Annotated in this window: 19 protein-coding genes, 2 tRNA genes, 1 other RNA gene and 1 pseudogene; 11 read left to right on the plus strand and 12 right to left on the minus strand. The window is 70.4% G+C overall.

Annotated elements, in window-relative coordinates; all coding sequences use genetic code 11:
- The first annotated feature begins 84 nt into the window (after nucleotides 1-84).
- Nucleotides 85-399, plus strand: coding sequence for a hypothetical protein (locus tag AC3RKA_RS04615; protein WP_002856827.1), 315 nt, complete (start codon nucleotides 85-87; stop codon nucleotides 397-399).
- A gap of 21 nt (nucleotides 400-420) precedes the next feature.
- Here the strand turns inward: AC3RKA_RS04615 and rnpB are convergent.
- Nucleotides 421-799, minus strand: an RNA gene (rnpB, locus tag AC3RKA_RS04620) — RNase P RNA component class A.
- A gap of 144 nt (nucleotides 800-943) precedes the next feature.
- Here rnpB and AC3RKA_RS04625 point away from each other — a divergent pair.
- A complete protein-coding gene (locus tag AC3RKA_RS04625; RefSeq protein WP_049159239.1) occupies nucleotides 944-2389 on the plus strand; it encodes a glyceraldehyde-3-phosphate dehydrogenase in 1446 nt (481 codons plus the stop codon).
- Between the two features lie 82 nt (nucleotides 2390-2471).
- On the opposite strand, the gene def is transcribed toward AC3RKA_RS04625, so the two are convergent.
- Nucleotides 2472-3113, minus strand: a complete 642-nt coding sequence (gene def / locus AC3RKA_RS04630; protein WP_126860526.1) for a peptide deformylase — start codon at nucleotides 3111-3113, stop codon at nucleotides 2472-2474.
- 94 nt (nucleotides 3114-3207) lie between these two features.
- Nucleotides 3208-3513 carry an antibiotic biosynthesis monooxygenase family protein gene (locus tag AC3RKA_RS04635; RefSeq protein ID WP_010078879.1) on the minus strand — a complete coding sequence of 102 codons (306 nt, stop codon included), beginning with the start codon at nucleotides 3511-3513 and terminating at the stop codon, nucleotides 3208-3210.
- A 98-nt stretch (nucleotides 3514-3611) separates the two neighbouring features.
- Between AC3RKA_RS04635 and AC3RKA_RS04640 the strand changes: the two genes are divergently transcribed.
- Both AC3RKA_RS04640 and AC3RKA_RS04645 read left to right on the plus strand, forming a co-directional pair.
- On the plus strand, nucleotides 3612-5099 hold the full coding sequence (locus AC3RKA_RS04640; RefSeq protein WP_489727568.1) for an MFS transporter: 1488 nt from the start codon (nucleotides 3612-3614) through the stop codon (nucleotides 5097-5099).
- Nucleotides 5100-5280: 181 nt separating this feature from the next.
- On the plus strand, nucleotides 5281-5589 hold the full coding sequence (locus tag AC3RKA_RS04645; RefSeq protein ID WP_489727569.1) for a helix-turn-helix domain-containing protein: 309 nt from the start codon (nucleotides 5281-5283) through the stop codon (nucleotides 5587-5589).
- Nucleotides 5590-5823: 234 nt separating this feature from the next.
- On the opposite strand, the gene AC3RKA_RS04650 is transcribed toward AC3RKA_RS04645, so the two are convergent.
- Both AC3RKA_RS04650 and AC3RKA_RS04655 read right to left on the minus strand, forming a co-directional pair.
- Nucleotides 5824-9444, minus strand: a complete 3621-nt coding sequence (locus AC3RKA_RS04650; protein WP_489727570.1) for a hypothetical protein — start codon at nucleotides 9442-9444, stop codon at nucleotides 5824-5826.
- Between the two features lie 240 nt (nucleotides 9445-9684).
- Nucleotides 9685-10239: a PIN domain-containing protein gene (locus tag AC3RKA_RS04655; RefSeq protein ID WP_489727571.1), complete on the minus strand. Its 555-nt coding sequence runs from the start codon at nucleotides 10237-10239 to the stop codon at nucleotides 9685-9687.
- A gap of 255 nt (nucleotides 10240-10494) precedes the next feature.
- Here AC3RKA_RS04655 and AC3RKA_RS04660 point away from each other — a divergent pair, with 255 nt between their 5' ends.
- Entirely contained in the window at nucleotides 10495-11055 is a 561-nt protein-coding gene (locus AC3RKA_RS04660) for a hypothetical protein (RefSeq protein WP_489727572.1), read from the plus strand.
- A gap of 135 nt (nucleotides 11056-11190) precedes the next feature.
- On the opposite strand, the gene AC3RKA_RS04665 is transcribed toward AC3RKA_RS04660, so the two are convergent.
- Both AC3RKA_RS04665 and orn read right to left on the minus strand, forming a co-directional pair.
- Nucleotides 11191-11266, minus strand: a tRNA-His gene (locus AC3RKA_RS04665).
- A gap of 112 nt (nucleotides 11267-11378) precedes the next feature.
- Nucleotides 11379-12005, minus strand: a complete 627-nt coding sequence (gene orn / locus AC3RKA_RS04670) for an oligoribonuclease (protein WP_002857127.1) — start codon at nucleotides 12003-12005, stop codon at nucleotides 11379-11381.
- Between the two features lie 90 nt (nucleotides 12006-12095).
- On the opposite strand from orn, the gene mptB (AC3RKA_RS04675) reads away from it, so the two are divergent.
- Genes mptB (AC3RKA_RS04675) through AC3RKA_RS04685 form a run of 3 tightly spaced genes read left to right on the plus strand, consistent with a single transcriptional unit; the run spans nucleotide 12096 to nucleotide 16857 of the window.
- Entirely contained in the window at nucleotides 12096-13751 is a 1656-nt protein-coding gene (gene mptB / locus AC3RKA_RS04675; RefSeq protein ID WP_489727573.1) for a polyprenol phosphomannose-dependent alpha 1,6 mannosyltransferase MptB, read from the plus strand.
- A gap of 50 nt (nucleotides 13752-13801) precedes the next feature.
- Complete coding sequence (gene mptB, locus AC3RKA_RS04680; RefSeq protein WP_489727574.1) at nucleotides 13802-15475, plus strand: polyprenol phosphomannose-dependent alpha 1,6 mannosyltransferase MptB; 1674 nt, start codon at nucleotides 13802-13804, stop codon at nucleotides 15473-15475.
- Nucleotides 15472-16857: a glycosyltransferase family 87 protein gene (locus AC3RKA_RS04685; protein WP_489727575.1), complete on the plus strand. Its 1386-nt coding sequence runs from the start codon at nucleotides 15472-15474 to the stop codon at nucleotides 16855-16857. Before mptB (AC3RKA_RS04680) ends, AC3RKA_RS04685 begins: the two co-directional genes overlap by 4 nt.
- 36 nt (nucleotides 16858-16893) lie before the next feature.
- Here AC3RKA_RS04685 and AC3RKA_RS04690 read toward each other — a convergent pair whose 3' ends face one another.
- Nucleotides 16894-18339, minus strand: coding sequence for a DUF2079 domain-containing protein (locus tag AC3RKA_RS04690; protein WP_145015502.1), 1446 nt, complete (start codon nucleotides 18337-18339; stop codon nucleotides 16894-16896).
- Between the two features lie 115 nt (nucleotides 18340-18454).
- Nucleotides 18455-18528, minus strand: a tRNA-Arg gene (locus AC3RKA_RS04695).
- A gap of 198 nt (nucleotides 18529-18726) precedes the next feature.
- Here AC3RKA_RS04695 and AC3RKA_RS04700 point away from each other — a divergent pair.
- Together AC3RKA_RS04700 and ettA are read left to right on the plus strand one after the other, a co-directional pair.
- The gene (locus tag AC3RKA_RS04700; protein WP_036316845.1) at nucleotides 18727-19275 is read left to right on the plus strand and encodes a single-stranded DNA-binding protein; all 549 of its coding nucleotides are present in this window, start codon (nucleotides 18727-18729) and stop codon (nucleotides 19273-19275) included.
- A 98-nt stretch (nucleotides 19276-19373) separates the two neighbouring features.
- Nucleotides 19374-21056 (plus strand): energy-dependent translational throttle protein EttA, encoded by a 1683-nt coding sequence (gene ettA, locus AC3RKA_RS04705; protein WP_060974242.1) that lies wholly within the window; start codon nucleotides 19374-19376, stop codon nucleotides 21054-21056.
- 84 nt (nucleotides 21057-21140) lie between these two features.
- Here the strand turns inward: ettA and AC3RKA_RS04710 are convergent, their stop codons facing one another.
- Complete coding sequence (locus AC3RKA_RS04710; RefSeq protein WP_489727576.1) at nucleotides 21141-22160, minus strand: acyl-CoA thioesterase; 1020 nt, start codon at nucleotides 22158-22160, stop codon at nucleotides 21141-21143.
- Nucleotides 22161-22237: 77 nt separating this feature from the next.
- On the opposite strand from AC3RKA_RS04710, the gene AC3RKA_RS04715 reads away from it, so the two are divergent.
- Nucleotides 22238-22945 (plus strand): DUF8185 domain-containing protein, encoded by a 708-nt coding sequence (locus AC3RKA_RS04715; RefSeq protein WP_489727577.1) that lies wholly within the window; start codon nucleotides 22238-22240, stop codon nucleotides 22943-22945.
- Nucleotides 22946-22982: 37 nt separating this feature from the next.
- On the opposite strand, the gene AC3RKA_RS04720 is transcribed toward AC3RKA_RS04715, so the two are convergent.
- The gene (locus AC3RKA_RS04720; RefSeq protein WP_158184944.1) at nucleotides 22983-23456 is read right to left on the minus strand and encodes a globin; all 474 of its coding nucleotides are present in this window, start codon (nucleotides 23454-23456) and stop codon (nucleotides 22983-22985) included.
- Nucleotides 23457-23624: 168 nt separating this feature from the next.
- Nucleotides 23625-24056, minus strand: a pseudogene (locus AC3RKA_RS04725) (OsmC family protein); the annotation flags it as partial.
- Nucleotides 24057-24147 lie beyond the last annotated feature (91 nt).

Here is a 24147-nt window from a genome sequence, read left to right on the forward strand (position 1 = left end):
CAGGCGCCCCGGGCCGGCGTCGTCGTCCGGACCTGGCACAGTGGTGGGGTCCGCACAGCCGCCCCGCATCCCAGGAGTCGCCCGATGACCGCCATGAACGTGTTCGGCGTGGTGTACCCGTTCGTCCTGCTCGTGATCGCGGCCGCCGTGTGGCTCGGGATCCGCTCCAGCGGGCGGGAGCGCACGCACGCCTCGGCCGTGGAGCAGCGCCTGCGGGAGCGCACCTTCACGGGGCAGGACCGCGTGACGCTCGAATGGCCGCGGGACCGGCGACGCCCGAGCTTGGCGAAGGTCGTCTCGATCGGCGAGTCGTACGGGTACCGCCTGCTGGACAAGCGGGAGCGCGAGCACGTGGTGGAGCTCGAGTTCGAACGGATCCTCGACGACGAGGGGTTCTGACCCCAGCCGGGGGCCGTGAGGCGGGACGGACCGGCTGTAAGCCGGGTTCTGTGCCTCGCGCGCGTTGCCCCGCGCGAGGTGACGGCCATCCATCTGGGCCCGCCATCGCTGACGGGCTCGAGCGGCCAACCCGGACGCTGGGGCGAGCAGCCCTCGTGACGCGTCCTGTTCGGCCTTGCACCGGATGGGGTTTACCGAGCCGGCCCCGTCACCGGGGCCGCTGGTGGTCTCTTACACCACCCTTTCACCCTTACCGCCGCGCACACGGCGCGGAGGCGGTCTTCTCTCTGTGGCACTGGCCCGCGGGTCTCCCCGGGTGGATGTTGTCCACCATCCTGCTCTGCGGTGCCCGGACTTTCCTCGCACCCCCGCAGGGGCACGCGGCCGTCCGCCGATCCGTCCCGACCGACCAGTCTACGCCCCGTCGAGACCGCTGGGCCGCTGCGGACGCGTCCTCACCTAGAATGGAGGAGTCCGCCGACAAGGAGGTCGGGGGATGGGGCCTGCCCAGGACGGCCCCGCCAGGTTTCAAGGAAGGACTCCCGTGGCAGACACCGCCTCGACCCAGACCCCCGAGTGGAACACGCAGCAGAACCTCGCGGAGAAGATGGTCCCCCTGCTGGGCACCCTGTACCGCGAGCACAACGTGGTCACCTCGATCTACGGGCGCTCCCTCGTGAACCGCGGCGTGATCGACATCATCAAGGCCCACCGCTACGCCCGCCGCGTGCAGGAGGCCCCGCTGAGCGTCGAGTCCACCTACCCCCTGGTCGAGGCCATGGCTGCGATGGACCTGGGCGCCGCCACCGTCGACCTGGCCGAGCTGGCCGCCAAGCAGAAGGCCTCGGGCCAGGATGTCCAGGCCTTCCTGGACGCCGAGCTCGCCGAGGTCAAGGGCAAGGCCGGTGAGGGCCTGGGCGAGACCCAGGACGTCGTGCTCTACGGCTTCGGTCGCATCGGCCGCCTGCTGGCCCGCATCCTCCTCGACCACGCCGGCGGTGGCTCCAAGCTGCGCCTGCGTGCCGTCGTCGTGCGCAAGAACTCGGAGGACGACCTGATCAAGCGCGCCTCCCTGCTGCGCCGCGACTCGATCCACGGCCCGTTCGACGGGACGATCGTGGTGGACGAGGACCGCGACGTGATCACCGCCAACGGCACCGAGATCCAGGTCATCTACTCGAACGACCCGACCACGGTGGACTACGCCTCCTACGGCATCAAGGACGCGCTGGTCGTCGACAACACCGGACGCTGGCGCGACGACGAGGGCCTGTCCCAGCACCTGCAGGCCAAGGGCGCCGCGAAGGTCCTGCTGACCGCCCCGGGCAAGGGCGAGATGAAGAACATCGTGTTCGGCGTGAACTCGGACGACATCACGCCCCAGGACACGATCGTCTCGGCGGCCTCCTGCACCACCAACGGCATCACCCCGGTGCTCAAGGTCATCCAGGACGACTACGGCATCGACCACGGCCACGTGGAGACCGTGCACGCATACACCAACGACCAGAACCTCGTGGACAACTTCCACAAGGGCGCCCGTCGTGGCCGTGCCGCCGGCATGAACATGGTCCTCACCGAGACCGGCGCCGCCAAGGCCGTGGCCAAGGCCCTGCCCGAGCTCAAGGGCAAGCTCTCCGGCAACGCCATCCGCGTCCCCACCCCGGACGTGTCCATGGCCATCCTGAACCTCGAGCTGAACACGCCCACCTCGGTGGAGGAGCTCAACGCCCGCCTGAAGCAGGAGTCCCTCACCGGCCCCCTGCGCGGCCAGGTCGGCTACGTGGACTCCCCGGAGGTCGTGTCCACCGACTTCGTCGGCTCGGACCGCGCCGGCGTCGTGGACGGCCTGGCGACCCTCGTGAACAACGACGGCAAGAACGCCATCCTCTACGTCTGGTACGACAACGAGTACGGCTACTCGCACCAGGTGATCCGCGTGGTGGAGAAGATGGCGGGCCAGCAGGTCCCCGCCTTCCCGCAGGCCTGACCCGCCGATGACCGACGGCCCGTCCCCGCAGAGGGGACGGGCCGTCGTCGTGTGCCGACCGGGTCGGACGTGGAGCCGAGGCTCAGGCCTCGTCGTCCCCGTGCTCGCCGTCGGGGCCGTGCTCGTGGTCCTCGTGGTCGTCGGCGTCGTGGCCGAAGGGGTCCTCGTCCGTGCCGGGCAGCCACGTCACACCGGGCACGTTCAGACGCTCGGCCCGCTGCGCGCGCTTCCAGCGCCGCTGCCACTTGCCCTCGAGCCGGTTCACGTAGAGGGTGCCGTTGAGGTGGTCGTACTCGTGCTGCATGATGCGCGCGAACCAGCCCTCGGCCTCGAACTCGAACATCTCGCCGTCCACGCGCTGGCCGGACAGGCGCACGCGGGTCGGGCGCTGCAGGGGGAAGCCGAGCCCGGGCACCGAGAGGCAGCCCTCGGTGTGCTCGTCCGGGTGCGGGTCCTCCCGCGGGGCCTTGTCCAGGTGGGTCAGCACGGGGTTGATCACGTGGCCCACGTTCGGCGCGTCGCCGGAGTCCGGGAACGTCCACGTGAAGATCCGCAGCCCGACCCCGACCTGCGGGGCGGCCAGGCCCACGCCGTGCGCGGCGTCCTGCGTGACGTACATGTCCTCGATCAGCTCGCGGATCTCGTCGTCGATCACCTCCACCTCGGCCGCGCGCCGGTGCAGCACGGGCTCGCCGTAGACGGTGATGGGACGGATGGAGGCCATGGCGCTGCGCTTCCCGGCCCGAGCTGCGGGCCTGCGTGGGTAGGGGGACGGGGGAGCCCCCAGCCTACCGCCGGGGACATCGCGACGTCGGCGCTCAGCCCAGGTCCACGACCTCGAACTCGAGCAGGTCGGCGCCCGTGGCGACCGGCGCCGGGCGGCCGCCCTGCTCGGCGGCGTGCGCGGCGGGCATGCGCCCGTCCCGCCAGCGCTGGAAGTCCTCCTCCGACGCCCACGTCGTGACCACGAAATAGCGGTCCTCGCCCGCGGTGGGCCGGAGCAGCTGGAAGCCCTCGAAGCCCGGCTCCTGGTCCACCGCGTGCTTGCGGGCGGCGAACCGCTTCTCGAGTTCCGGACCGGCGCCCTCGGGGACGCTGATGGCGTTGATCTTCACGACGGACATGGGCTGGCCTCCTCGTCGGCGGGGGTGCGGCGCCGGGTCGACGCCCTCACCGGCCGACTCTACGCCCGGCAGCGGACCGGGAGCCCGTCGAATGGTTGATGCCCGGCGGCGTCGCCCTGCCCGCCATCATCGCCGACCTGCACCTGGACCTCACCGACGCGCAGTGGGTGAACAGCCTCTACGCCGTGCTGCTGGCCGCGCTGCTGCTCTCCACCGTCAATCTCGCGGGCCGATGGGGTCGCAAGCGGCTCTTCCTCGCCGGGCTCGTGGTGTTTGTCGGTGGCAGCCTGCTCGCGGCGGCCGCCTCCAGCGGAGGCATGCTGATCGGGGTACGGGCCGTCCAGGCCGTGGGCGCGGCGTTCATCATGCCCTCCACGCTCTCCACCGTGAACGCCGTGTTCCGCGGCCGGCACCGGGCGGCGGCGTTCGGCGTGTGGGGTGCCGTGATCTCGGGCGCGGCGGCCATCGGCCCGCTCGCCGGCGGCGCGCTCACCCAGTGGACCTCCTGGCACTGGATCTTCCTCGTCAACCTGCCGCTGGGCGCGATCGTCTTCGTGGCGGCGCTGCTGATCGTCCCGGAGACCCGCGGCGAGAAGAAGCGGCCCGGCGTCGACGTCGACGGCGCCCTGCTCAGCGCCATCGCGTTCGGCGCGCTCGTGTTCGCCGTCATCGAGGGCCCGGACCTCGGCTGGTGGACCCCGAAGGAGGACTTGACGATCTTCGGCTGGGTCTGGGCCACGGACGCGCCGATCTCGATCGTCCCCCTCGCGCTCGCGGTCGCGGTGGCCGCCCTGGGACTGTTCGTCGCGTGGGAGCGGCACCGCGAGACGGTGCGCCGCTCGGCCCTGCTCGATCTCGGCCTGTTCTCGTTCTCCACGTTCTCGTGGGGCAACGTCACCGCGGCCATGGTCGCCGTCGGCGAGTTCGCCCTCATCTTCGTGCTGTCGCTCTACCTCATCAACGCGCTCGGCCTGGACGTGATGGGGGCGGGCCTGGTCCTGGCCGCGATGGCCGCGGGCGCGTTCCTCTCGGGCGCCGCAGCCCGTCACCTGGCGGCCCGGTTCGGCGCCCCGGGCACCGTGCTGATCGGACTGGGCCTGGAGGTGGCCGGCGTCGTGGTGCTCGCCGTGCCCCTCGTCGTGTACGGCCTCGGGCTCGGGCTGGCCTCGGCGCAGCTGATGGGCACCGTCCTCCAGGACATCCCCGTGGAGATCTCGGGTCAGGGCTCCGCGACGCAGAGCACGGTCCGGCAGATCGGCTCGGCCCTCGGCACCGCGGTCGCCGGGGCCACCCTGTCCATCGCCCTGGCCGCCACGCTGCCCGCGGCCCTGGACGACGCCGGCCTCACCGGCCCGGCGGTCGACTCGCTCGCCTCGGCCACGCGGGACTCGGCCGGCACCACGATCCCGCAGCTGCGGACACAGGGGGAGCTCGGCCCGCTCGGGGAGCACACGGGGGCCGCCGTGGATGCGCTCACGGCGGGCTTCGCCGACGCGACGCGCTGGGCACTGCTCATCGCGGCCGTGTTCCTCGTGCTCGGATTCATCGGCGCGCTGCGGCTGCGCCGGGCGTCCGGGCGTCGCTGAGCACACGAAGAAGCCCCCGGAATCCGCGAAATCCCAGGGGCTTCGGGTGGGGTCCCTCCGTAGCACCTTCAGCAACATTCCCCAGAGGACGAGAACCCTGGTCAACCGCTGGAATCGTGGGGTCTACCGGGGTCAGCACCGTGGGGCGAAGGCGCCCGTGAGTGACTCTCGGGGGCCGCTGGTGCGGAGAATCGAGACGGTACAAACACTTCTGACGGCGTCCGAGATCGACAGTCTCGTCGGGGACTATCTCGCGGGCGCAACCGTCCAGGAGCTCGCGGAGAAGTACGGCATCCACCGCGCGACGGTGTTCGCTCATCTGCGCCGTCGGAACACACCGCGCCGTGTGCCGGGGCTGGACGTGGACGAGCGAGCAGAGGTGGTTCGCCTGTTCCGAGGCGGGGTCTCGATGCGTGCGATTGCTCGACGCCTGGGTGTCGGACGGCAGGCCGTCCGGGCCGCCTTGATCGAAGCGAAGGTCATGAGTTGAAGTTGGCTCGTCGTCCGCCTCGACTTGCTGCCCTGTGCTCAACTCGTGCCGACATCCATTCGCCACGTTGAGCCGCCCAGAGTGACGTGGGGCGCGATTGCGGCCAGAAACGGCCGCCTCTTGCTCGGACCCTAGCCCCGTTGCCGCTTGCGGGTGATGTCGCTGTAGTGCTGATAGCAGACTCATCAGGCGACCTGCGCAATGCCTGGCGGGCTGCGCGGACGACGGCAGGGACTACCTACCGCCGCGGCTCCGTTTGCGGCGGGATCGTTGTCGTCCCGCGTCGACTCCGACCGCCTCGGTGGTGAGGTCGTCGATGGCGACGACGGGGAACGGGCTCTCCGTCACCAGGGGCATGATCAGTGGCTCGCTGGTTACGACGGCGCCGAACACCTTGACCCGAGTGCTTGCGGGGAGGCCCAGGTCTGCGGCGACGATGGCGATGTTGTCGCGGAGCCAGTCGATTCGTCGCGAGTGGAGTTCGACGGTCGATCTCTTGCCCTTCGTTCCGGTGAAGAGCTTCTCGACCTCATTGGCGATCTCGACTGGCGTGCGGGCAATCTCAAAGTCCTTGGCTTCGACGGCGACGATGGTGGTGCTGGGCTCATGGAACGCGAAGACGTCGATGTCGCCGATGTCGTTGCCGTCCGGGTCGGCTACTCGCTTCTTTCCGAACTTCTTCACCGAGAGACGGGTGGTGAAGCCGAGGCGATCAAATCTACGGGCGACCTGTTGCGCGAACTGGTCGTTGATTCGGCGTCTGGTCTGGGAGATGAACTTGATCATCTCGTTGGTCTCGGCCCGTCCCTGGAGCCGTCCGGAGAGAACATTGTCGACCCAGTAGGGCCCAAGCCGGTAGAGGGTTCGAAAGCCAAAGACGAGGTCTGGTCCTTGCTGGACGACGGGTCGCCGGACGTACGACATGTCTCGGTTGAACCGCCACGGCACCGCGTCGTACCCAATCGACATGAACGACGCCCTGGGGACAAGCGTGATCTTGTCGAGAACCCGTTCGATGGTCTCTGCGGTCAGGCCCTTGCTGCTCGAGATCTCGGCGATGGCACGCGTTCGGTCGACGCGATTCACCTGGTCGGCGGCCCCGAGATCCAGCAGACCCCCACATACCTCGCGCAGCTCGTCGAAGGTGAATCCGAACTCTGCCCGCGTTGCCTCGATACTCGTTGCGAGGAACTCGGCGAAATCGAATGTATTCGATTCTTCAGTCGAGTCGTCAACCGAGTCGTCGGCTTGGGCCTCACGGAGTGATCGGGAGCCAGAGTTCACGGCATATGTTTCCATCGCTTGGTGAACCGGGTGGTCCGGCTCTACTCCGAGGCGCCCCGACTCGAGGATGGACACCTCGAAGTCTGCTAGGCGGTGATGGAGGAAGTCTGAAGCTGTTCCTCGTTCGGCGATCTCCCTCGCAATGCTGAGCAGTCCGTAGTAGTCGCGCGTTTGGAGCTGTTCTGTGCCGGTCGGCGGACGCGCTGCGACGTACTCGATCAGGAACCGGTTGGCGCGCTGCGCAGAAGCACTCGCTTTGCGCTCCTCAACGAGATCGGTGGCCGCCTCAGAGTTCTCTCCGAAGCACGCGATTCGCGCACGGAGCATGATGCGGAGGAACTTGGCATTGTGGAGAAGCGACTCGTTCTGCGCGATCAGGTAATCGAGCAGGCCGCGAGGCTCGTAGACAACAATCTCGCTTTCGAGGCGATCAAAAAGATATTTAACGGCCGCATTGAGGGCAGCGACGCGGTCGTTCCCGTCAAAACCGCCTGTTGGGAAGTTGCCGCCAGACGTCGAACGGAGCCAGTCGCCTAGGTCGTCGAGCAATTGCGCGGTGACTTGGGAGTGTCCTGTCAGCGGGCGAGGCAGCCCCTTTGCCCACATGTCAGGCGCTTGACCTTGATCGAAAGCGTTGAGCATGCGCTTGGAACCGGTCGGCGCGACCCGATCCAAGACCTTTGGTAGATCGGCTACCGCCACAGCGAACAGACTTTCAAGCAACGCTGAGACCAGCTCGCGCTCGGCAAGGTTGTCTTCCTCTCGTAAGAGAGCAACGAACGTCTCGGTGATCTCGAAGTTGAAACCACTTGCGCAAGGGGAAACGCGCACCGCAGGGTCAGACTGCAACCAGCCGTTCGGCCGGCGCCACGACTCGGGCGAGGACAACTTGAGTACGAGTTCAACGGTTCGATCGGTCGTTACAACGCCGACACGGTTTGCGCATTCCCAGACCCAGTAGGCAGCGGACTCCATGAGGTCGGCCTCGACACCTATCGGGCCGTCGTCGTCCAGGTCGACAGTGACGAATACGCTGCTGGTGGTCAGTTCGACCACATAGCCTCGAAAGGGGCTGCGGGGGTCGACCATGTAGATGCCGGGGCAGTCGCTTCGATATCTGCGTTGGGCAGGGACGATGATTTTAGGGTCAAGCGGCGGCACGACTCCGTGCCTGTCTACTTCGAGTTGATACTTGGCACGAGGCGCAAGCGCCTCTCCGGTTTGGAACACCGTGAAGGTCGGCTGCGGCCCGTCCGAGAAGTAGAACGACTTCTCGGACTCCTCGTAGACGCTGAACTCGTCGAGGATGTCGGTTACAAGTGCATCCCCGGGGCGCCTGTCCTGCGCTTCGGCGAAGAGGAGTAGGCCCAACGGCCCATCGGGCTCGTGATGAAGCATGACCTCGAGGTCGTCTGACCTGACGATGAGCATCGGGTCGGCCTCGTTGATGTTGGGGACGCCCCAGAATGCGCCTCCGCCCGGGCTGTCGCTGATGACCAGGTGCAGGAGCGTCGAGGCGCTCGAGTACGTGCGGCGCTCCTCGGGCGCCATGAGGTGGGCAAGGCGCGCCAGCACGGCCTGGGTGTCGTGCATGTGGCCCCAGACGTTGGTATCCCAGTCGGTCAGCGGGTCGGTTGCGAGCACGACATGAAGGTCGCGTCTGTCATCGATCGGCAACAGGTACCTGGTGACCAGGTCGTCCTCTTCGAGGAGAACTGCGGTCCTGTCGGGGTCGAGCAGGCGCATGACGCGAGAGAGCGCGGCGGTTCGCCACCTCCGTCCCAACTCCTCGAGCTGGCCGGCCTGCTTCGCGAATCGCAAGAAGTGGAAGCGCATCGTCACGAGCAGATCGAGGGGGAGCACCACCCGGTACCCGTCGTCCAGGCGGAGGAACGGATACATGTGGAGACGGTCATCTGTGATGTCGTCCTCACAGGGTTCGGTGAGGGTTCCCGGATCGAGCGCGAAGGTGTCGATGACCATACGTAGCCACGGGTCGTACGAGTCGAGGTCGTCGCTCGAGATGAACGCGGCAGAAGCGAGTTCTTTCAGTCTCGCCGCTCCGGGAACGTCGACGGGCGTCCGTGCGGAGCCCCGCGGCAGTGTGCCGCGCTGGAGGCCGGCCCGCCTCAGCACAAGGTCGCTGATGATGAGCAGGCTGTGAACCAGCCGGAATGCTGGTTGGTAGAGGTCGTTATCCATCCAACGCTCACGGAGCATCGCGTCGATCAGGTTCGTGACGTCAGCCACTGTGTGGTCCCCGCTGCCCGACGAGACAAGGTATGGGCCGCCGGCGAAATCGATGCTCTGCACAAGGACGTCGGAGTAGGGGTCTTCTTGTCGAAGGACATCCGGACCGCCGACGTCGTCGATCTTCAGCAGTGCGCGGATAGCACTGGAACTTGCGGCGGAGATCTGCCGGTCCTCAAGCGCCATGCCGAGAGCCGCCATCCGGTGCAGGCGTAGGTGTCTCGACGCGTTCTCCGGGAGCAGCATCAAGGCGGACGCCGCAGCAACTACGGACGGCCCGTCGACGGTGCGCGGGACGTTGTCGGTGCGGATGCCTGCCATGGTGAGATTGTCGCAGTCGGTGCCGACAGGCCCGAATCGACGCGTTCTCCTCGCTCTGTTGAACCGCCCACAACCCCGCAGGCCGCCGATCTGCGCCAAGATTCTGGGCGGGTCATTCCGCCGCTTGTGACTCCGTATGCGGAAGTCCGTCGAGGGGCCAGCGGAGGCGTGGAGACGAGAAAACCCTGCCCCAGAGGGGCCGGGTGGTGTGCCCCAAGCGTAGCAGCACGACGACCACGGCTACCACTCTTGTGGCTTGATGATGCGCGGCCCGATGGTCGACGAGAGCTGGTGCGTGTACCAGTCGGAGGGCTGCATCTGGTACCACCAGTGGTTGCCGACGCCGTCGGTATGCGCGCCAGCCAGCTTGCCGGCGCGATAGCCCTTGGTGGGGTTGACGAGCCCGATCGGCACTCGACCTCGCACGTAGGTGACGGGGTAAGCCAGGTCGCTGCCGTTGGAGATCACCACAGCAGCATCCACTCGCTCGGTGAGCAATCCGATGAGCAAGTGTGAGGCAACGTTGACGTCGGAGCCCTTCTCTTCTCGGCGGGCGACGGAGGCCATGAACCGAGCATCGGGAACGTCTTGCTCGGCTCCATCCTGCACCATCAGCGGCCACTGCGAATGACTGATGACCGGCTTGCCGTTCCGGCCGGCGGTCGCGAGCGGTGCCGTGGCAACCCGCGCGACGTAGTTGCCGTAGCTGATTCGAGTGGCTGGGCCGGAGCGTTCCAGCGCACGCAAGTAGACGTCCTGTTCGCGTTGGCCGACGGGGTTGCTGGCTCCGCTCACGCGCTCAGTGCAGTAGGTGACGGTCTCGATGATCGGGCCTTGCCAGCGGGAGTGTGTGGTGATCAGATCGGAGGCAAGTGCCTTCAGATCGCGCCAAACGCCATCCGGGCGTCGAGCGACCGCACAAGCCGCGACCGCCGTAGTACAGGTTGTACCCGTCGATGTAGACGCGGACTCTCATATGTCGAGCGTAGGTGGAAGGTGCGGCATCCACGGTCTCCTAGCCGGGCTGAGCGCAGGGAGGAGAATGTAGGCATGGTGAACGACGGCTCCGACGATCAAGAGGCAGTGGCTGATCTGGAGAGTGTCAGGCTGCTCCTCGACAAGCTCACTCATCCCACGCCTGCCTTGACTCGACTGATCGACCTGGTACGGCGCGACCCCGACCTCCAAGGCCTCATGGACTCCGGTGAGAGGCGAAAGCAACGCGGCAGCCGGGGTATTCGACGGGCACGTGTGAGTGGAGGGGTGTCATCGTCTCGGGTGGGTTCGCAGGGCGGAGATGCGGGCTTGGTCGAGAGCTCAGGCTCGGTCCCGGTGACGGCGCTTCTGCCGATCGTCATCGACTACGCCAACGGGCTGACACAGGTGGAGATCGCGACCAAGCACACGCTCCACGTTCAGACTGTCCGCAAGCGGCTGGCGGTCGCCGGGGTGAAGGTTCGCAGTCACAACCGTGCGCTCAGCGACGAGGAGTTGAACGGTGCTCGTGCGGCGATCGATGGCGGGGCAAGCGCCAGGGCAGTGGCCCGTGATCTCGGCGTCGCCCACACGACGTTGCTGCGGGCGCTGAAACGTGACCGGAGTGCTCGGTGACGTCACCATCGCGCACCACCACGAGACGAGAGCGGGGCGATCGGATCACCACTGCGCACCAGGGACGAACAGTCTCTGACCAGGCAATACGCTGAAAAGTGGCAAGTCCCAGCGCCGAAACGCTGGGACTTGCATTGGGGTGAGCGACGGGGATTGAACCCGCGACCTTCTGGACCACAACCAGACGCTCTGCCGACTGAGCTACGCCCACCATGCCTGCCTCACACGGACGGATCCGCGCGGCGCAGCGGGCTCTACAGTACACCAGATCCCGCGCAGCGCCGAATCGGGGAGCGGGGGTGACGGGGGACCGGCCCGCAGGCTCAGGCCTGCGCCCCGGACACCACCTCCGCGATGGCGCGAGCCTCCTCCGTGGTGGGGCCGGGGGCGGGGGCCATGACGGCCGCCCGGTAGTAGCGCAGCTCGGTGATGGAGTCCTTGATGTCCCCGAGGGCGCGATGGCCGCCGGTCTTGGCGGGGGCCTGGTAGTAGGCGCGCGGGTACCAGCGCCGGGCCAGCTCCTTCACGGTGGACACGTCCACGATCCGGTAGTGCAGGTGGTCGACGACGGCGGGCATGTAGCGGGCGAGGAACAGCTTGTCCTGGCCCACCGTGTTGCCGGCCAGCAGGCCCTTGCCGGCGGGCACGCGGGCGGCGATGTACTCGAGGACGCGCGCGGCGGCGTCGTCGAGCTCGAGGCCCTCCGCCAGCTCCGGCAGCAGGCCGGAGGTGGTGTGCATGTCCCGGACGAAGGGATCCATCTGCTCCAGGGCCGCCGCGGAGGGACGGATCACCAGGTCGATGCCTTCGTCCAGGATGTTCAGCTCGGCGTCCGTGATGAGCACCGCCACCTCGACGAGCTCGTCGACCTGGGGGTGCAGGCCGGTCATCTCGCAGTCGATCCAGACCAGGGGGGCGCTCTCCGGCGCGGGGGTGCTCGTCTCGCTCATGCCCCCAGGTTACTCGCGTGTCTCGATGGTAGATTCGAGCGAGCCGCGCCCTCGCGCGCCCTCGCAGGACCGCACGGAAGGACCCGTCGCATGAGCGTGTCGACCCCGCGTCCGTCCGGGTCCACGGCCCACCGGCCGGAGTACGTCGGAGTCGGCGGCCTCCGCGCGGACCCCCAGGTCGCCGGCGCGGACTGGTGGCCCATCCTGGTGGGGACCCTCGGCTCCCTGCTCCTCGTGGTGGGCTCCTACTCCGTCGGCTGGCTGGCCTCGGCCTCCCCGATCAACCGCTGGCAGTGGCTGATCCCGTGGCGCACCCAGGAGACCGGCGTGCTCGCCGGCACGGCGCTCCTCACCCTCGGCTGCTGGGTGATGTTCTGGGCCTGGCTGCGCCTGGGCCAGACGATCCGCCCCTTCGGCCGCGGCGCCCTGCGCACGGTCAACCTCGCCACCGTCCTGTGGTGCCTGCCCCAGGTCGTCGCCCTGCCGATCTTCAGCCGGGACATCTTCGCCTACGTGGGACAGGGCCGTCTCATGGAGGCGGGGCAGGACCCCTACGTGGACACGATCTCCTCGCTGTCCAACTGGTTCCAGCTCGGAGCGGACGCCACCTGGGCGGACTCCGAGACCCCGTACGGTCCGATCTTCCTCTGGATCGAGCAGGCCGTCGTCGCGATCTCGGGGGACATGAACCCGGACCTCGCGATCTTCCTGTTCCGCCTGGTGGCGGTGGCCGGCGTCGCGCTGATCATGGTCTTCGTGCCGCTGCTGGCCCGCCGGCTGGGCGTGAACGGAGCGTGGGCGCAGTGGATCAGCGCCGCCAACCCGCTCTTCACCATCAGCTTCGTCGCGTCCGGGCACAACGACGCCCTCATGGTCGGCCTCGCCCTGGCCGGCACGTGGTGCGCGCTGCGCGCCGGGCATCCGCTCCGCCCCCAGCGGCCGGGGCAGTCCGTCGTGTGGGGGGTGGCCGGCGTCGTGCTGGTCACCCTCTCCCTGGGCATCAAGCCCATCACCCTCGTGCTGCTCCCGTTCATCGGCCTGCTGTGGGCCGGCCCGACGGCCCGATGGCTGCGCCGGTTCGCCTTCTGGGCCCTCACCGCCGGGATCTCCTTCGGCCTCATGGCCCTGGTGGGCGTGCTCAACGGCTTCGGCTTCGGCTGGGTGGCCGTCATGGTCGGCACGGGCACGGGCACCGTGCCGTGGGGGCCGATCGGCATGCTGTCCCTCATCACGGTGGGGGTGAGCGAGCTCCTCGGGCAGGGGGCGGACGTGCAGGCCGTCGAGGGCGTGTACAAGACCGCCGGACGCGTGCTCTCGGTGCTCATCGTGCTGGCCCTGATGTTCCTCGGCCGCCAGGACCGCGTGATGACACGCATGACCTGGGCGTTCACCGCGCTGGTGATCCTCTCGCCGATCATCCAGCCCTGGTACCTGCTGTGGCTGCTCCCGTTCTTCGCCGTGATCGGCATCCGGGACAACTGGCAGATCAAGTGGGTCGTGTTCACGGTCGGCTACTTCCTGGCCTTCGGCGCGTCGGACCAGCTCTTCACCTGGCAGTTCCTGGACATCGCGGACCAGGTCAAGGCCATGTCCCTGATCGTCTCCGCCGTGTGTCTGCTGTGGATCCTCGTCGTGGACCGCCGCACCAGCCGGTTCGTGAAGGACCGCTGGCACGTGCGCCCCGCCGTGCGCGCCGGCCTGGCCCGGCTCCGTGGCGCCCCGCGCCCCGTGGAGCCGGGGGAGTGAGGCCCGCCGCCCCCGCGACGACCGGCGCCCGGCGGCCCCGTCCGAGCCGCGTGGCGGCGCAGCCCCAGCCGGAGGCGGCCGTCCGCCGGGGCACGTGGGCGTCCGTGCTCATCACGGCGGGCTCCTGGGGCGTGGGATGGCTGCCGATGACGCCCGACTCGGTGTTCTCCGGCACCACCCTGCTCAACCCGCTGCGGGTCTACCTGCCCGGCGTGCTGCTCAGCACCGTGCTGCTGGCCGCCGGCTCGCTGCTCCTCGTCCGATCCTGGCTCGAGCTGGGCCGCGCGCTGCGGGGCCGCTGGGAGGAGCACGGCCGGCTGGTGGCCCACGCCGCCTGGTGGTGGTCCGCCCCGCTGATGCTCGCGCTGCCGATCTTCTCCCGCGATGTGTTCTCCTACCTCCAGCAGGGCCGGCTCCTCGCGTCGGGTCTCGACCCGTACTCGCAGGGCGTGTCCGCCCTGCCCGGCTGGTTCATGCAGGGGGCGGACTCCATCTGGGCCGAGTCCCCGTCCCCCTACGGGCCGCTGTTCCTGCTGTTCGCCGAGACGACGTGGCGGGCCACGGGCGGCAGCATCGAACTGTCCGTCACGGCGTTCCGCCTCCTCGCCCTGGCGGGCCTGGCACTGTGCCTGTGGGCGGTGCCGCGGCTGGCCGCCGTCGCGGGCCGGTGCGGGCCGTGGGCCACGTGGGTGGCCGTGGCGAACCCGTTGTTCCTGCTCTACATGATCGCCGGCGCGCACAATGACGCTCTGATGTCGGGGCTGATGCTCGCGGGCATCCTGCTCATGGTCCGCCCGCCCCGCCGCCGCGTGCATGCGCTGTGGGGGATCGTGCTGATCGCCCTGTCCGTCGCGATCAAGCCCCTGACAGCTTTGGTGCTGCCCTTCGTGGCCCTGCTCCTGCCCACCGGCTGGGCCCGGTTCCGCGCGGCCGATCCGCGCCTGCGCCGGCGGGACCGGCTCGGCCCGTGGTTCACGACGGCGGTGATCTCCCTGGCCGTCCTCACGATCCTCGGCGCCGGCTCCGGCCTCTGGTTCGGCTGGGTGCCGGCCATGCTCACGAGCGGGGACGCGGCGTTCCCGTACGCTCCCGTGGGCCTGCTCGGCCTGCTGCTCGGCGCGGTCGTCGAAGCCGTGACGCCCCTGGGGGCGCGCGACGTGGCCGCGGCCTTCTACACCGTGATGACGGTGGCGGCCCTCGGCTTCACGGCGTGGCTGGCCCTGCGCCGCCGCCCCCTGGACCCGGTGTTCAGCGCGGCGGCCGTGCTCGTGGTGGCCGTCGCCACCGCCCCGATCATCCAGCCGTGGTACCTGCTCTGGGTCCTGCCGCTGCTGGCGTGCGCCCTCCGCCCGCTGCCGTGGGGCGCCGACCATCCCCGCTGGCTCGGGTGGGTCACCGCGCTCGCGGTGCTGCTGCTCACCGGCGTCGGCGTGGTGGACCAGCTCTCGGTGGCACAGTGGCTGCCGGTCCTGGCCGTCCGCGTGTTCACCCTCGTCCTGATGCTCGCGGGGATCGGATGGATCATCCACCGCGATCCCGTCACCGCGCCCCTGTTCCCCGGGCGGCGGCGTCCTCCCCTGGAGGTGGTCGAGCCGCGGGCCGAGGCGGCGTCGTCGACGCCTCCGGAGGCGGGCGTGCCGCCGGACGCACCGCCCGACGGGCCGCCGTCGACCGCCGCGCACCCCGCCTCCTCGTCCACCCGCATCCCCCAGGAGAGACCGTGACCTCCCACCCCCGCAGTCCCGCCCCGACCCGCCCGAGCGCCCGCTGGGTCGGCCTGCTCGTCGGCCTGACCGTGGTGGCCGCCGCCGTCGGCGTGCTGACCAAGCAGTGGTGCCGCGTGAACGGCTGGGCGGCCCCCGGCGTCCACGCGCACATGTGCTATTCGGACTTCGCCCAGCTGTTCCCCACGCGCGGCCTCTCGGACGGCCACTTCCCCTTCTACACGCCGCTGCCGCCCGAGCAGTGGATGGAGTACCCGGCGTTGCTGGCCGTGGTCGCGGGTGTGACCATGTGGCTCGTGCCCGCCTCCGGCGACCTGCACGAGCGCACCGTGACCTACTTCGACGTGAACGCGATCGGCGTGGTGCTCTGCTGGATCGTGCTGGTCGTCGCGACCGCGTACACCGCCCGCGGTCGCTCCCGGGACGCCCTGCTCGTGGCCCTGGCCCCGGGGATCATCCTGACCTCGATGCTCAACTGGGACCTGTGGGCCGTGATGCTGGCCGCCCTGGCCCTGTGGGCGTGGACGGCGGGCCGTCCGACCCTCGCCGGCCTGCTCATCGGGCTCGGCACCGCCACGAAGCTCTACCCGCTGTTCTTCTTCGGCGCGATCTTCGTGCTGGCGCTGCGCACGGGCCGCTGGGCCGGGTTCGTGAAGGCGGCCCTGGCCGGGGCCGCGGCCTGGCTCGCGGTGAACCTCCCGTTCATGCTGACGGCGTTCGACCAGTGGTCGCGCTTCTACACGTTCTCGGGGGACCGCGCGGTCTCCTTCTCCTCGACTTGGCTGGCGCTGGCCTGGACAGGATGGTCCGGGGAGACGTTCACGACGCTTCAGAACGGCCTGTTCCTGGTGTGCTGCGTGGGGATCGCCTACCTCGCCCTCGCGGCGCGGCACCGTCCGCGCATGGCCCAGCTGTGCTTCCTGATCGTGGCGTCCTTCATCCTGTGGGGGAAGGTGTACTCGCCGCAGTTCGTGATGTGGCTGATCCCGCTCGTGGTCCTCGCGACGCCGCGGTGGCGCGCGTTCTGGGTCTGGCAGGCCGTGGAGGTCTACCACTGGGGCGGGGTGTGGATGGAGTCGGCGCGCATCACCTCCGACGGGGCGTTCGCCGGCGGCGCCTGGTGGATCACCGCCTGGTACGCCTCGGGGATCGTGGCGCACATCGTCGCCCTCGTGTGGCTCATGACCACGGTGGTCAAGGACGTCCTGGACCCCGCCCGTGACCCGGTGCGCCGCACCGCCCTCGACCAGGGCGCCCCCGAGATCGCCCCGGGGGTGGCGGAGGACCCACACGCCGGCGTCTTCACCGGTGCACCTGACCGACTGCTCCTGCCCCCGGCCGGACGCGGCCTGCAGCCGCTCGGCGGGTCCGCGGACCGCTGACGGCGGGGCGGGTCCGCCGACGCCGTGGGGCGCGGCTCAGCGGTGTTCGAGGTACGTCGTGCAGGTGGGCGAGACCGCGCGGTCCGGGTGGTGCAGGACGACGACGTCGCCCGCGGACCAGACCCGCTCGAAGCCGAGCCGCTCGGCGCGGGCCAGTGCCTGCTCCGGGGTGAGGGGGTCCCAGCCGCCGAGCTCGGGCACCGAGGTGTCCACGATCATCCACGTGGCCAGTTCGTCTCCGATGTCCCCGTGCAGCCCGACGTGGGTGCGGGCCGTCAGGTGCGGCACGGCGTTGTCGGCGGCCTCGACGCACACCCCGTCCGGGATCAGCGCGACCGCGTGGTCGAGGTCGCGGGCGTGCTGCGTCATCGTCATGTCGCCGACGATCGTGCGGTGCAGCGGGTACACCTGCGGGAAGAACGCGGTGCCGATCAGACCGGCGGCCAGCGCCGTGGAGACGAGGACGGCGGGCAGCCGGCGCAGCGCGTCCCGGCGTCCGGCCAGCCGGTGGGCCGCCTCGAGCGCGGCCATGAGCAGCAGCGGGGCGAGGATCGCGTCATACTGGTAGACGGGGGCCCACACGTTGAGCCGGTCGTTGAACAGCCGCGAGAGCAGGATCGGCAGGGCCATCAGCGTCAGCGGGCTCAGGACCGGCAGGAACAGCAGCGGGACGAAGTGCAGGAGCCAGAGGGCCACCTTCAGCGGGTGGTCGAACAGCACCGCGACGGCGTTCCACGGTTGGGTCAGCAGGAACAGGACCGAACTGCGCATGTCCGGGCCCAGGGCGGTGAACTGCCAGTAGCCGAACGCCCCGGTGGGGGAGTAGTGGGGGATCACCACGGACGTGGCGAACCAGTAGCCGAGCACACCCAGCACGGCGGTGACCGCGGCCTGCGGCCAGAAGCGCCGGATCGCCATCACCAGGGCCACGGCCAGCAGGGTCACGCCCATGTCCTCTCGGACCGTGAGCAGCAGCGCCGCCAGGCCGGTGGCGAGCCACGCCCGCTGCCCGTCCAGGGCCCACACGAGCCAGGCGAGGATCGGCACGCCGAGGGTGACCTCGTGGAAGTCCCAGTTCACCATCGCCTGGAAGGGCCAGGAGAGCAGCAGGGCGGCGACGGCGGCCAGGGCCACCCCGTGTCCCGTGCGACGACGGGCGAACAGGTACACCGGCACGGCGGACGCGGCGAGGGCCAGCGCCATGACCACGCCGAGCATGCGGGGGTCCGGCCACACCCAGTAGAAGGGGGCCAGCAGCGCGAGGATCGGGTGGAAGTGATCGCCGAGGATGTGGAAGTCCACGCCCTTGACGGAGCTGAGGGGGGCGTTGAACAGCGCGTACTGCCGCACCACCTGGTCGAAGATGCCCAGGTCGTAGCCCTTGGCCTCGTAGGTGGCGTACCGCAGGAAGGAGTGCGTCACGTACAGGGCCGCGGCCGCGACGAGCAGGGCGGCCAGCTGGACGCCCTCGCGACGGGTCACACGGACCTCGGGGACGGCGGGTCGCGGGGCGCGGAGCCAGGAGCGCAGACGGTCCAGGACGGTCTCCTTCGGGCGGTCGTCGGGCGTGCTCGGACGGCTCCGCCCCTGGTCTGGGTGCCCCAGGAGGGATTCGAACCCCCGACCGGCGGATTAGAAGGCCGCTGCTCTGTCCAGCTGAGCTACTGGGGCTGGGCCGTGTCAGTCTAACGGCCGCCGGCCGCGGCGCCGTCGGCTCCTGCACAGTCGCCCGGGGACCTCCGCGCGTCCCCAGACCGGCCCCGATCCTGCCGGGGTGCCCCGCGGTGGGGTTGTCTGGCCATGGCGGATCAGCCGATGCGCCGACGACCCGCCCCGGCGCCCACCGGGGCCCAGCCCAGGAGGCACACCATGCAGGACCTCATCACCGTGCGCGGCTTCGTGGCCACGGACCCCGCCACCCGCCACACCGCATCGGGGGCCGCCGTGACCGGCTTCCGCCTGGCCACCACCGAGCGGCGCTTCGACCGCGAGACCGCCGAGTGGGTGGACGCCCACACCAACTGGTACAGCATCTCGGCGTTCGGCCAGCTCGGCTCGAACACCGCCCAGTCCGTGAAGAAGGGCAACCCCGTGATCGTCACCGGTCGACTCCGGGTCCGCGACTGGTCCTCGGGCGATCGCTCCGGCACGTCCGTGGACGTGGTGGCGGACGCCGTCGGGCTGGACCTGGGCTTCGGCTCGGCGGCGTTCCAGCGCAGCCAGCGCGCGGCCGTGCCGCGCCCCGAGTCGGCCCCGCGCGACGACGCGTCGGGCGGACGGGCCGGCGCGGTCGGCGACGGGTTCAGCGCGGGCCTGCCGGACGGGTTCCAGGGTGGCGACGCCCCGGCCTCGCCCGGCCCGGACGAGTCGGACGCGGGCGCCCCCGAGCGCGAGCCGGCGGCGGCCGGCGTCGCCTGACCACGGGGCGGCACGGAGCACGGAGGGGGAGCGGGCTCGGTGGTCGCGGGATCGGCACGATGAGTGGAATCCCGCGGCCACCGACTAGCCTGGGCCGCATGGCGGAATTCATCTACACGATGGTCAAGGCCCGCAAGAAGGTGGGCGACAAACTGATCCTGGACGACGTCACCATGTCGTTCTACCCCGGGGCGAAGATCGGCATGGTCGGCCCCAACGGCGCCGGCAAGTCGACGATCCTGAAGATCATGGCCGGGCTGGACGAGCCCTCGAACGGCGAGGCGCGGCTCTCTCCCGGCTACTCGGTGGGCATCCTGATGCAGGAGCCCAAGCTGGACGAGTCCAAGACCGTGCTCGAGAACGTCCAGGAGGGCGTCGGCGAGATCTACGGCAAGATCCAGCGCTACAACCAGATCTCCGAGGAGATGGCGAACCCGGACGCGGACTTCGACGCCCTCATGGAGGAGATGGGCGAACTGCAGTCCGCCATCGACGCCGCGGACGCGTGGGACATCGACTCCCAGCTCGAGCAGGCGATGGACGCCCTGCGCACGCCCCCGGGGGACGAGCCGGTCACAAACCTCTCCGGTGGCGAGAAGCGCCGCGTCGCGCTGTGCAAGCTGCTGTTGGAGAAGCCGGACCTCCTCCTGCTCGACGAGCCCACCAACCACCTGGACGCCGAGTCCGTGCTGTGGCTCGAGCAGCACCTGGCCTCCTACCCGGGCGCCGTCATCGCCGTCACCCACGACCGGTACTTCCTCGACCACGTCGCGGAGTGGATCGCGGAGGTCGACCGCGGCCGCCTCTACCCGTACGAGGGCAACTACTCCACCTACCTGGAGACCAAGCGCGCCCGCCTCGAGGTGCAGGGCAAGAAGGACGCCAAGCTCGCCAAGCGCCTGGCCGATGAGCTCGACTGGGTCCGCTCCAACACGAAGGGCCGCCAGGCGAAGTCCAAGGCCCGCCTGGCCCGCTACGAGGAGATGGCGGCCGAGGCCGAGAAGACCCGCAAGCTGGACTTCGAGGAGATCCAGATCCCGCCGGGCCCGCGCCTGGGCACCGTCGTGATCGAGGCCAAGGACCTGAAGAAGGGCTTCGGGGACCGCGTCCTCATCGACGGCCTGTCCTTCTCCCTGCCCCGCAACGGCATCGTCGGCGTGATCGGCCCGAACGGCGTCGGCAAGACCACCCTGTTCAAGACCATCGTCGGTCTCGAGCCCCTGGACGGCGGCGAGCTGAAGATCGGCGAGACCGTGAAGATCTCGTACGTGGACCAGTCCCGCTCCAACATCGACCCCGAGAAGTCGCTGTGGGAGGTCGTCTCGGACGGCCTGGACTACATCAAGGTCGGCAACGTCGAGATGCCCTCGCGCGCCTACGTGTCCGCGTTCGGCTTCAAGGGCCCGGACCAGCAGAAGAAGGCCGGCGTGCTCTCCGGCGGTGAGCGCAACCGCCTGAACCTGGCCCTGACCCTCAAGGAGGGCGGCAACCTGCTGCTCCTCGATGAGCCCACCAACGACCTCGACGTGGAGACCCTGACCTCCCTCGAGAACGCGCTGCTCGAGTTCCCGGGCTGCGCGGTGGTCGTCTCCCACGACCGCTGGTTCCTGGACCGCGTCGCCACCCACATGCTGGCCTACGAGGGCACCGCGGAGGACCCGGCCAACTGGTACTGGTACGAGGGCAACTTCGAGTCCTACGAGGCCAACAAGGTCGATCGGCTCGGCCCCGAGGCCGCCCGCCCGCACCGCATGACGCACCGCAAGCTCACGCGCGACTGAGCCGACGCGCCCCCGGGCGCCGCGCCGACGACGGCCCGCCGCGATCACGTGATCGCGACGGGCCGTCGTCGTGCCGGGGCGGGGTCAGCGCCGCCAGCTGCGGCGCAGCACCGTCCGCAGGGCCATGCGCTGGGCCGCGCCACGCACGCGCGCCCGCCGGGCGGCGGCCCCCTCGGGCAGGCGGATCATGCCCTCCTGGGCGACCGTGGCCACGAGCGTCCCGTCCTCGGTGAACACGGCGCCCGTGCCGAGGCCGCGCGCGCCCTGGGCGCTGGGGGAGTCCTGGACGTAGAGCAGCCACTGGTCGACGCGGGCGGGCCGGTGGAACCACATCGCGTGGTCCAGGGACGCCACGGACATGCCGGGCTGGATCCAGGCGACGCCGTGCTGCCGCAGGATCGGCTCGAGAAGCGTGTAGTCCGAGGCGTAGGTGAGCGCCGCCCGGTGCAGCGCGGGGTCGTCGGCCAGCGGCGTGAACGTCTTCATCCACACCATGTTGCGGTTCTCGGTCTCCGGGGCCGGGTCCACGTAGAGGGCCGGGGTGACGTGACGGATGTCGAACGGCCGGGCCCACGCCCACTCCTGAGCCACGGGGTGGTTGATGCCGCCCAGCACGTCCGCTGTCGTGGGCAGGTCCTCGGGCCGGGGCACGCCCTCGGGCATGGCCACCTGGTGGTCCAGCGCGCTGCCGGCGGGTTCCTGGAAGGAGCAGGTCAGGGCGAGGATGGCCTTCTCGTTCTGAGAGGCCAGCACCCGGCGGACGGAGAAGGAGCGGCCGTCCCGCAGCGTCTCGACGGTGAACGTGATGGGCTGCAGCGCGTCCCCGGGGCGGATGAAGTAGCCGTGGAGCGAGTGGGCGGGGCGGGCGCCCGGCACCGTGCGGGAGGCGGCCGCCAGCGACTGGGCGAGCACCTGGCCGCCGAACACCCGGCCGTGCATCTGGCGGGGAGTCGTGCCCGTGAAGCGGACCTGACCCGTCACCGGGTCCGGCGCGGCCGGCGTCAGCTCCAGGATCCCGCGCAGCACGTCGGTGGGGTCCTTCGGGGCCGAGGCCGGACGGCCCGGTGCGCGACTGGGGCGGGGACGGGGATGGCGTTGCGGCACGGACGGCTCCTTCGACGTGGATGGACCCCGCGACGGCGGGGCGGCCCGGGACGCGGCGGACCTGGGACAATGCTTGCATGACCGAGCACTCCGCCGCCCCCGTCCTCCGCTTCGTCGACGACCGCGCTGTGCGGGATCTCGAGCAGCTGGCCACCCGCGCGCGTCGCGTCGCCGATACGGGGATGCGCCTGCACGTCGTGCCCGAGGCGGGGCGCTCTCGCACCCCGATGCTCGCCCAGTGGGTCTCCGTGCTGCAGCCGGCCGGGCTGGGAGACGGGGTGCCTGTCGTCCTGGGGCTGCGCACCGTGCCCCTGGCGACCGCCGACGGCGTGGCGGACCTGGACGCCGTCGTCGCCCTGGGCTCCGTCACCGAGCGCACCGCCCGGATGCGCGGCCAGGACCCCGTCGACCTGGCTTTCGCCGTGCCGCCGGGCCGCGAGCACGTCACCTGGACCGCGCTGACCCCGCCCCGCGGCGGCTGGACGCCCGCGGCCGAGGTCGCCGACGAGGAGCTGGCCGAGGTGGCCACGCGCGGCGCCGACGCCGTGCGGGACGCCTTGCCCGAGAACCCGGGGGAGGCGCTGGTCCGCAGGGTCCGGGCGCAGATGTGGGGACCCCTGCTCGGGGGCGAGGCGCTCCAGTTCCCGGCCGGCATGGCCTTCGGCGCGCACGCGCTGGGCTTCCTGCGGCCCGGCGGCCGCGCCCGGCTCAGCACGGCGGGGCCATGGACGCGCCTGGACGCCCCCGGCGGCTTCGTACTGGGCCGCCCCGCCATGGCGGTGTGAGCCCGCGCCCCATGTCGGGGCGCGGACCGCGGGCCGGTCAGGCCGAGTTCTGCAGGGAGTGGGCGGCCCGCTCCAGGTAGTCCCAGAGTTCGGCCTCGTGCAGCGGTGACAGCTCCAGCGTGTCCACGGCGGCGCGCATGTGGCGCAGCCACGCGTCGCGCGCGGCCGGGTCGATCCGATACGAGGCGTGGCGCATGCGCAGGCGGGGGTGGCCGCGCTCCTCGGAGTACGTCCGCGGTCCGCCCCAGTACTGCTCCAGGAACATCAGCAGCCGGCGCTGGGCGCCCTCGAAGTCGTCCTGCGGATACATCGGGGCGAGGATCTCGTCTTCGCGCACGCGGGCGTAGAACTCGGCGGTCAGCCGGTCGAAGGTCGGGCGGCCGCCGACGGCGTCGTAGAAGCTGGTGGCCTGACCGGGCGCGGCCGGGGTCCCCGGGGTCGCACCGGCGGGGCCCGCCGCGGCGTCGCGGGCGCGCACCTGCTCCACCGGGGCGGGCGTGCCCTCCTGCATCACCGGCTCGACCTCGGTGGGCCGCTCCGCCAGGCCCGTCACACGGGACGGGCCCTTGGCGACGCGCGGCCGCAGCACCGCCAGGGGGGCGCCCAGGCGCGCGGAGTGGTCCGGCAGCGTCGGCGTGCCGGTGGGCAGGGCCTCGGGGCGGACCGGCTCGACGGTGACCGGGGCCGAGAGCGAGTTCGCGATGAAGCACAGCCGGTGCGCCTCGGCGTGGAGGGCCTCGGCCCGCTCCCGGTCGGCCTCGTCCTGCAGCGTGACCTCGGGCCGCAGCGTGATCGCGATGAACCGCCCGGCGCCGTCGCCGTCCACCTCGAGCTCGCCCTCTACCCCGCACGTCATCCCCGTGACCACGACCCCGGAGGTCGCCGCGACATGGAGGTACGAGAGCACGTGGCACTCGGCGAGCGCGCCGAGCAGGAGGGTCTCCGGGTTCCACTTCGAGTCGTCGCCGCGGAAGGGGCGGGCGGCCGAGGCCTGGATCTCGCCGACGGCGGCGTCCTGGATCACCACGGAGCGGTCGTAGTCGCGGACGCCGGAGGTGCCCGAGCCGCGGTCGCCCGTCCACTCGGTGCGCAGGGAGAAGGTGTGCTTCATGGGTTCCAGCCTAGCCAGCCCGCGCCTCGACGGCGGCGGGGGCGGTGCTGGAGGGCATCTTCCGTGGAATGCCCACCAGCCCCCGCCCGGT

This window comes from Micrococcus sp. iso_229, from assembly GCF_058072725.1.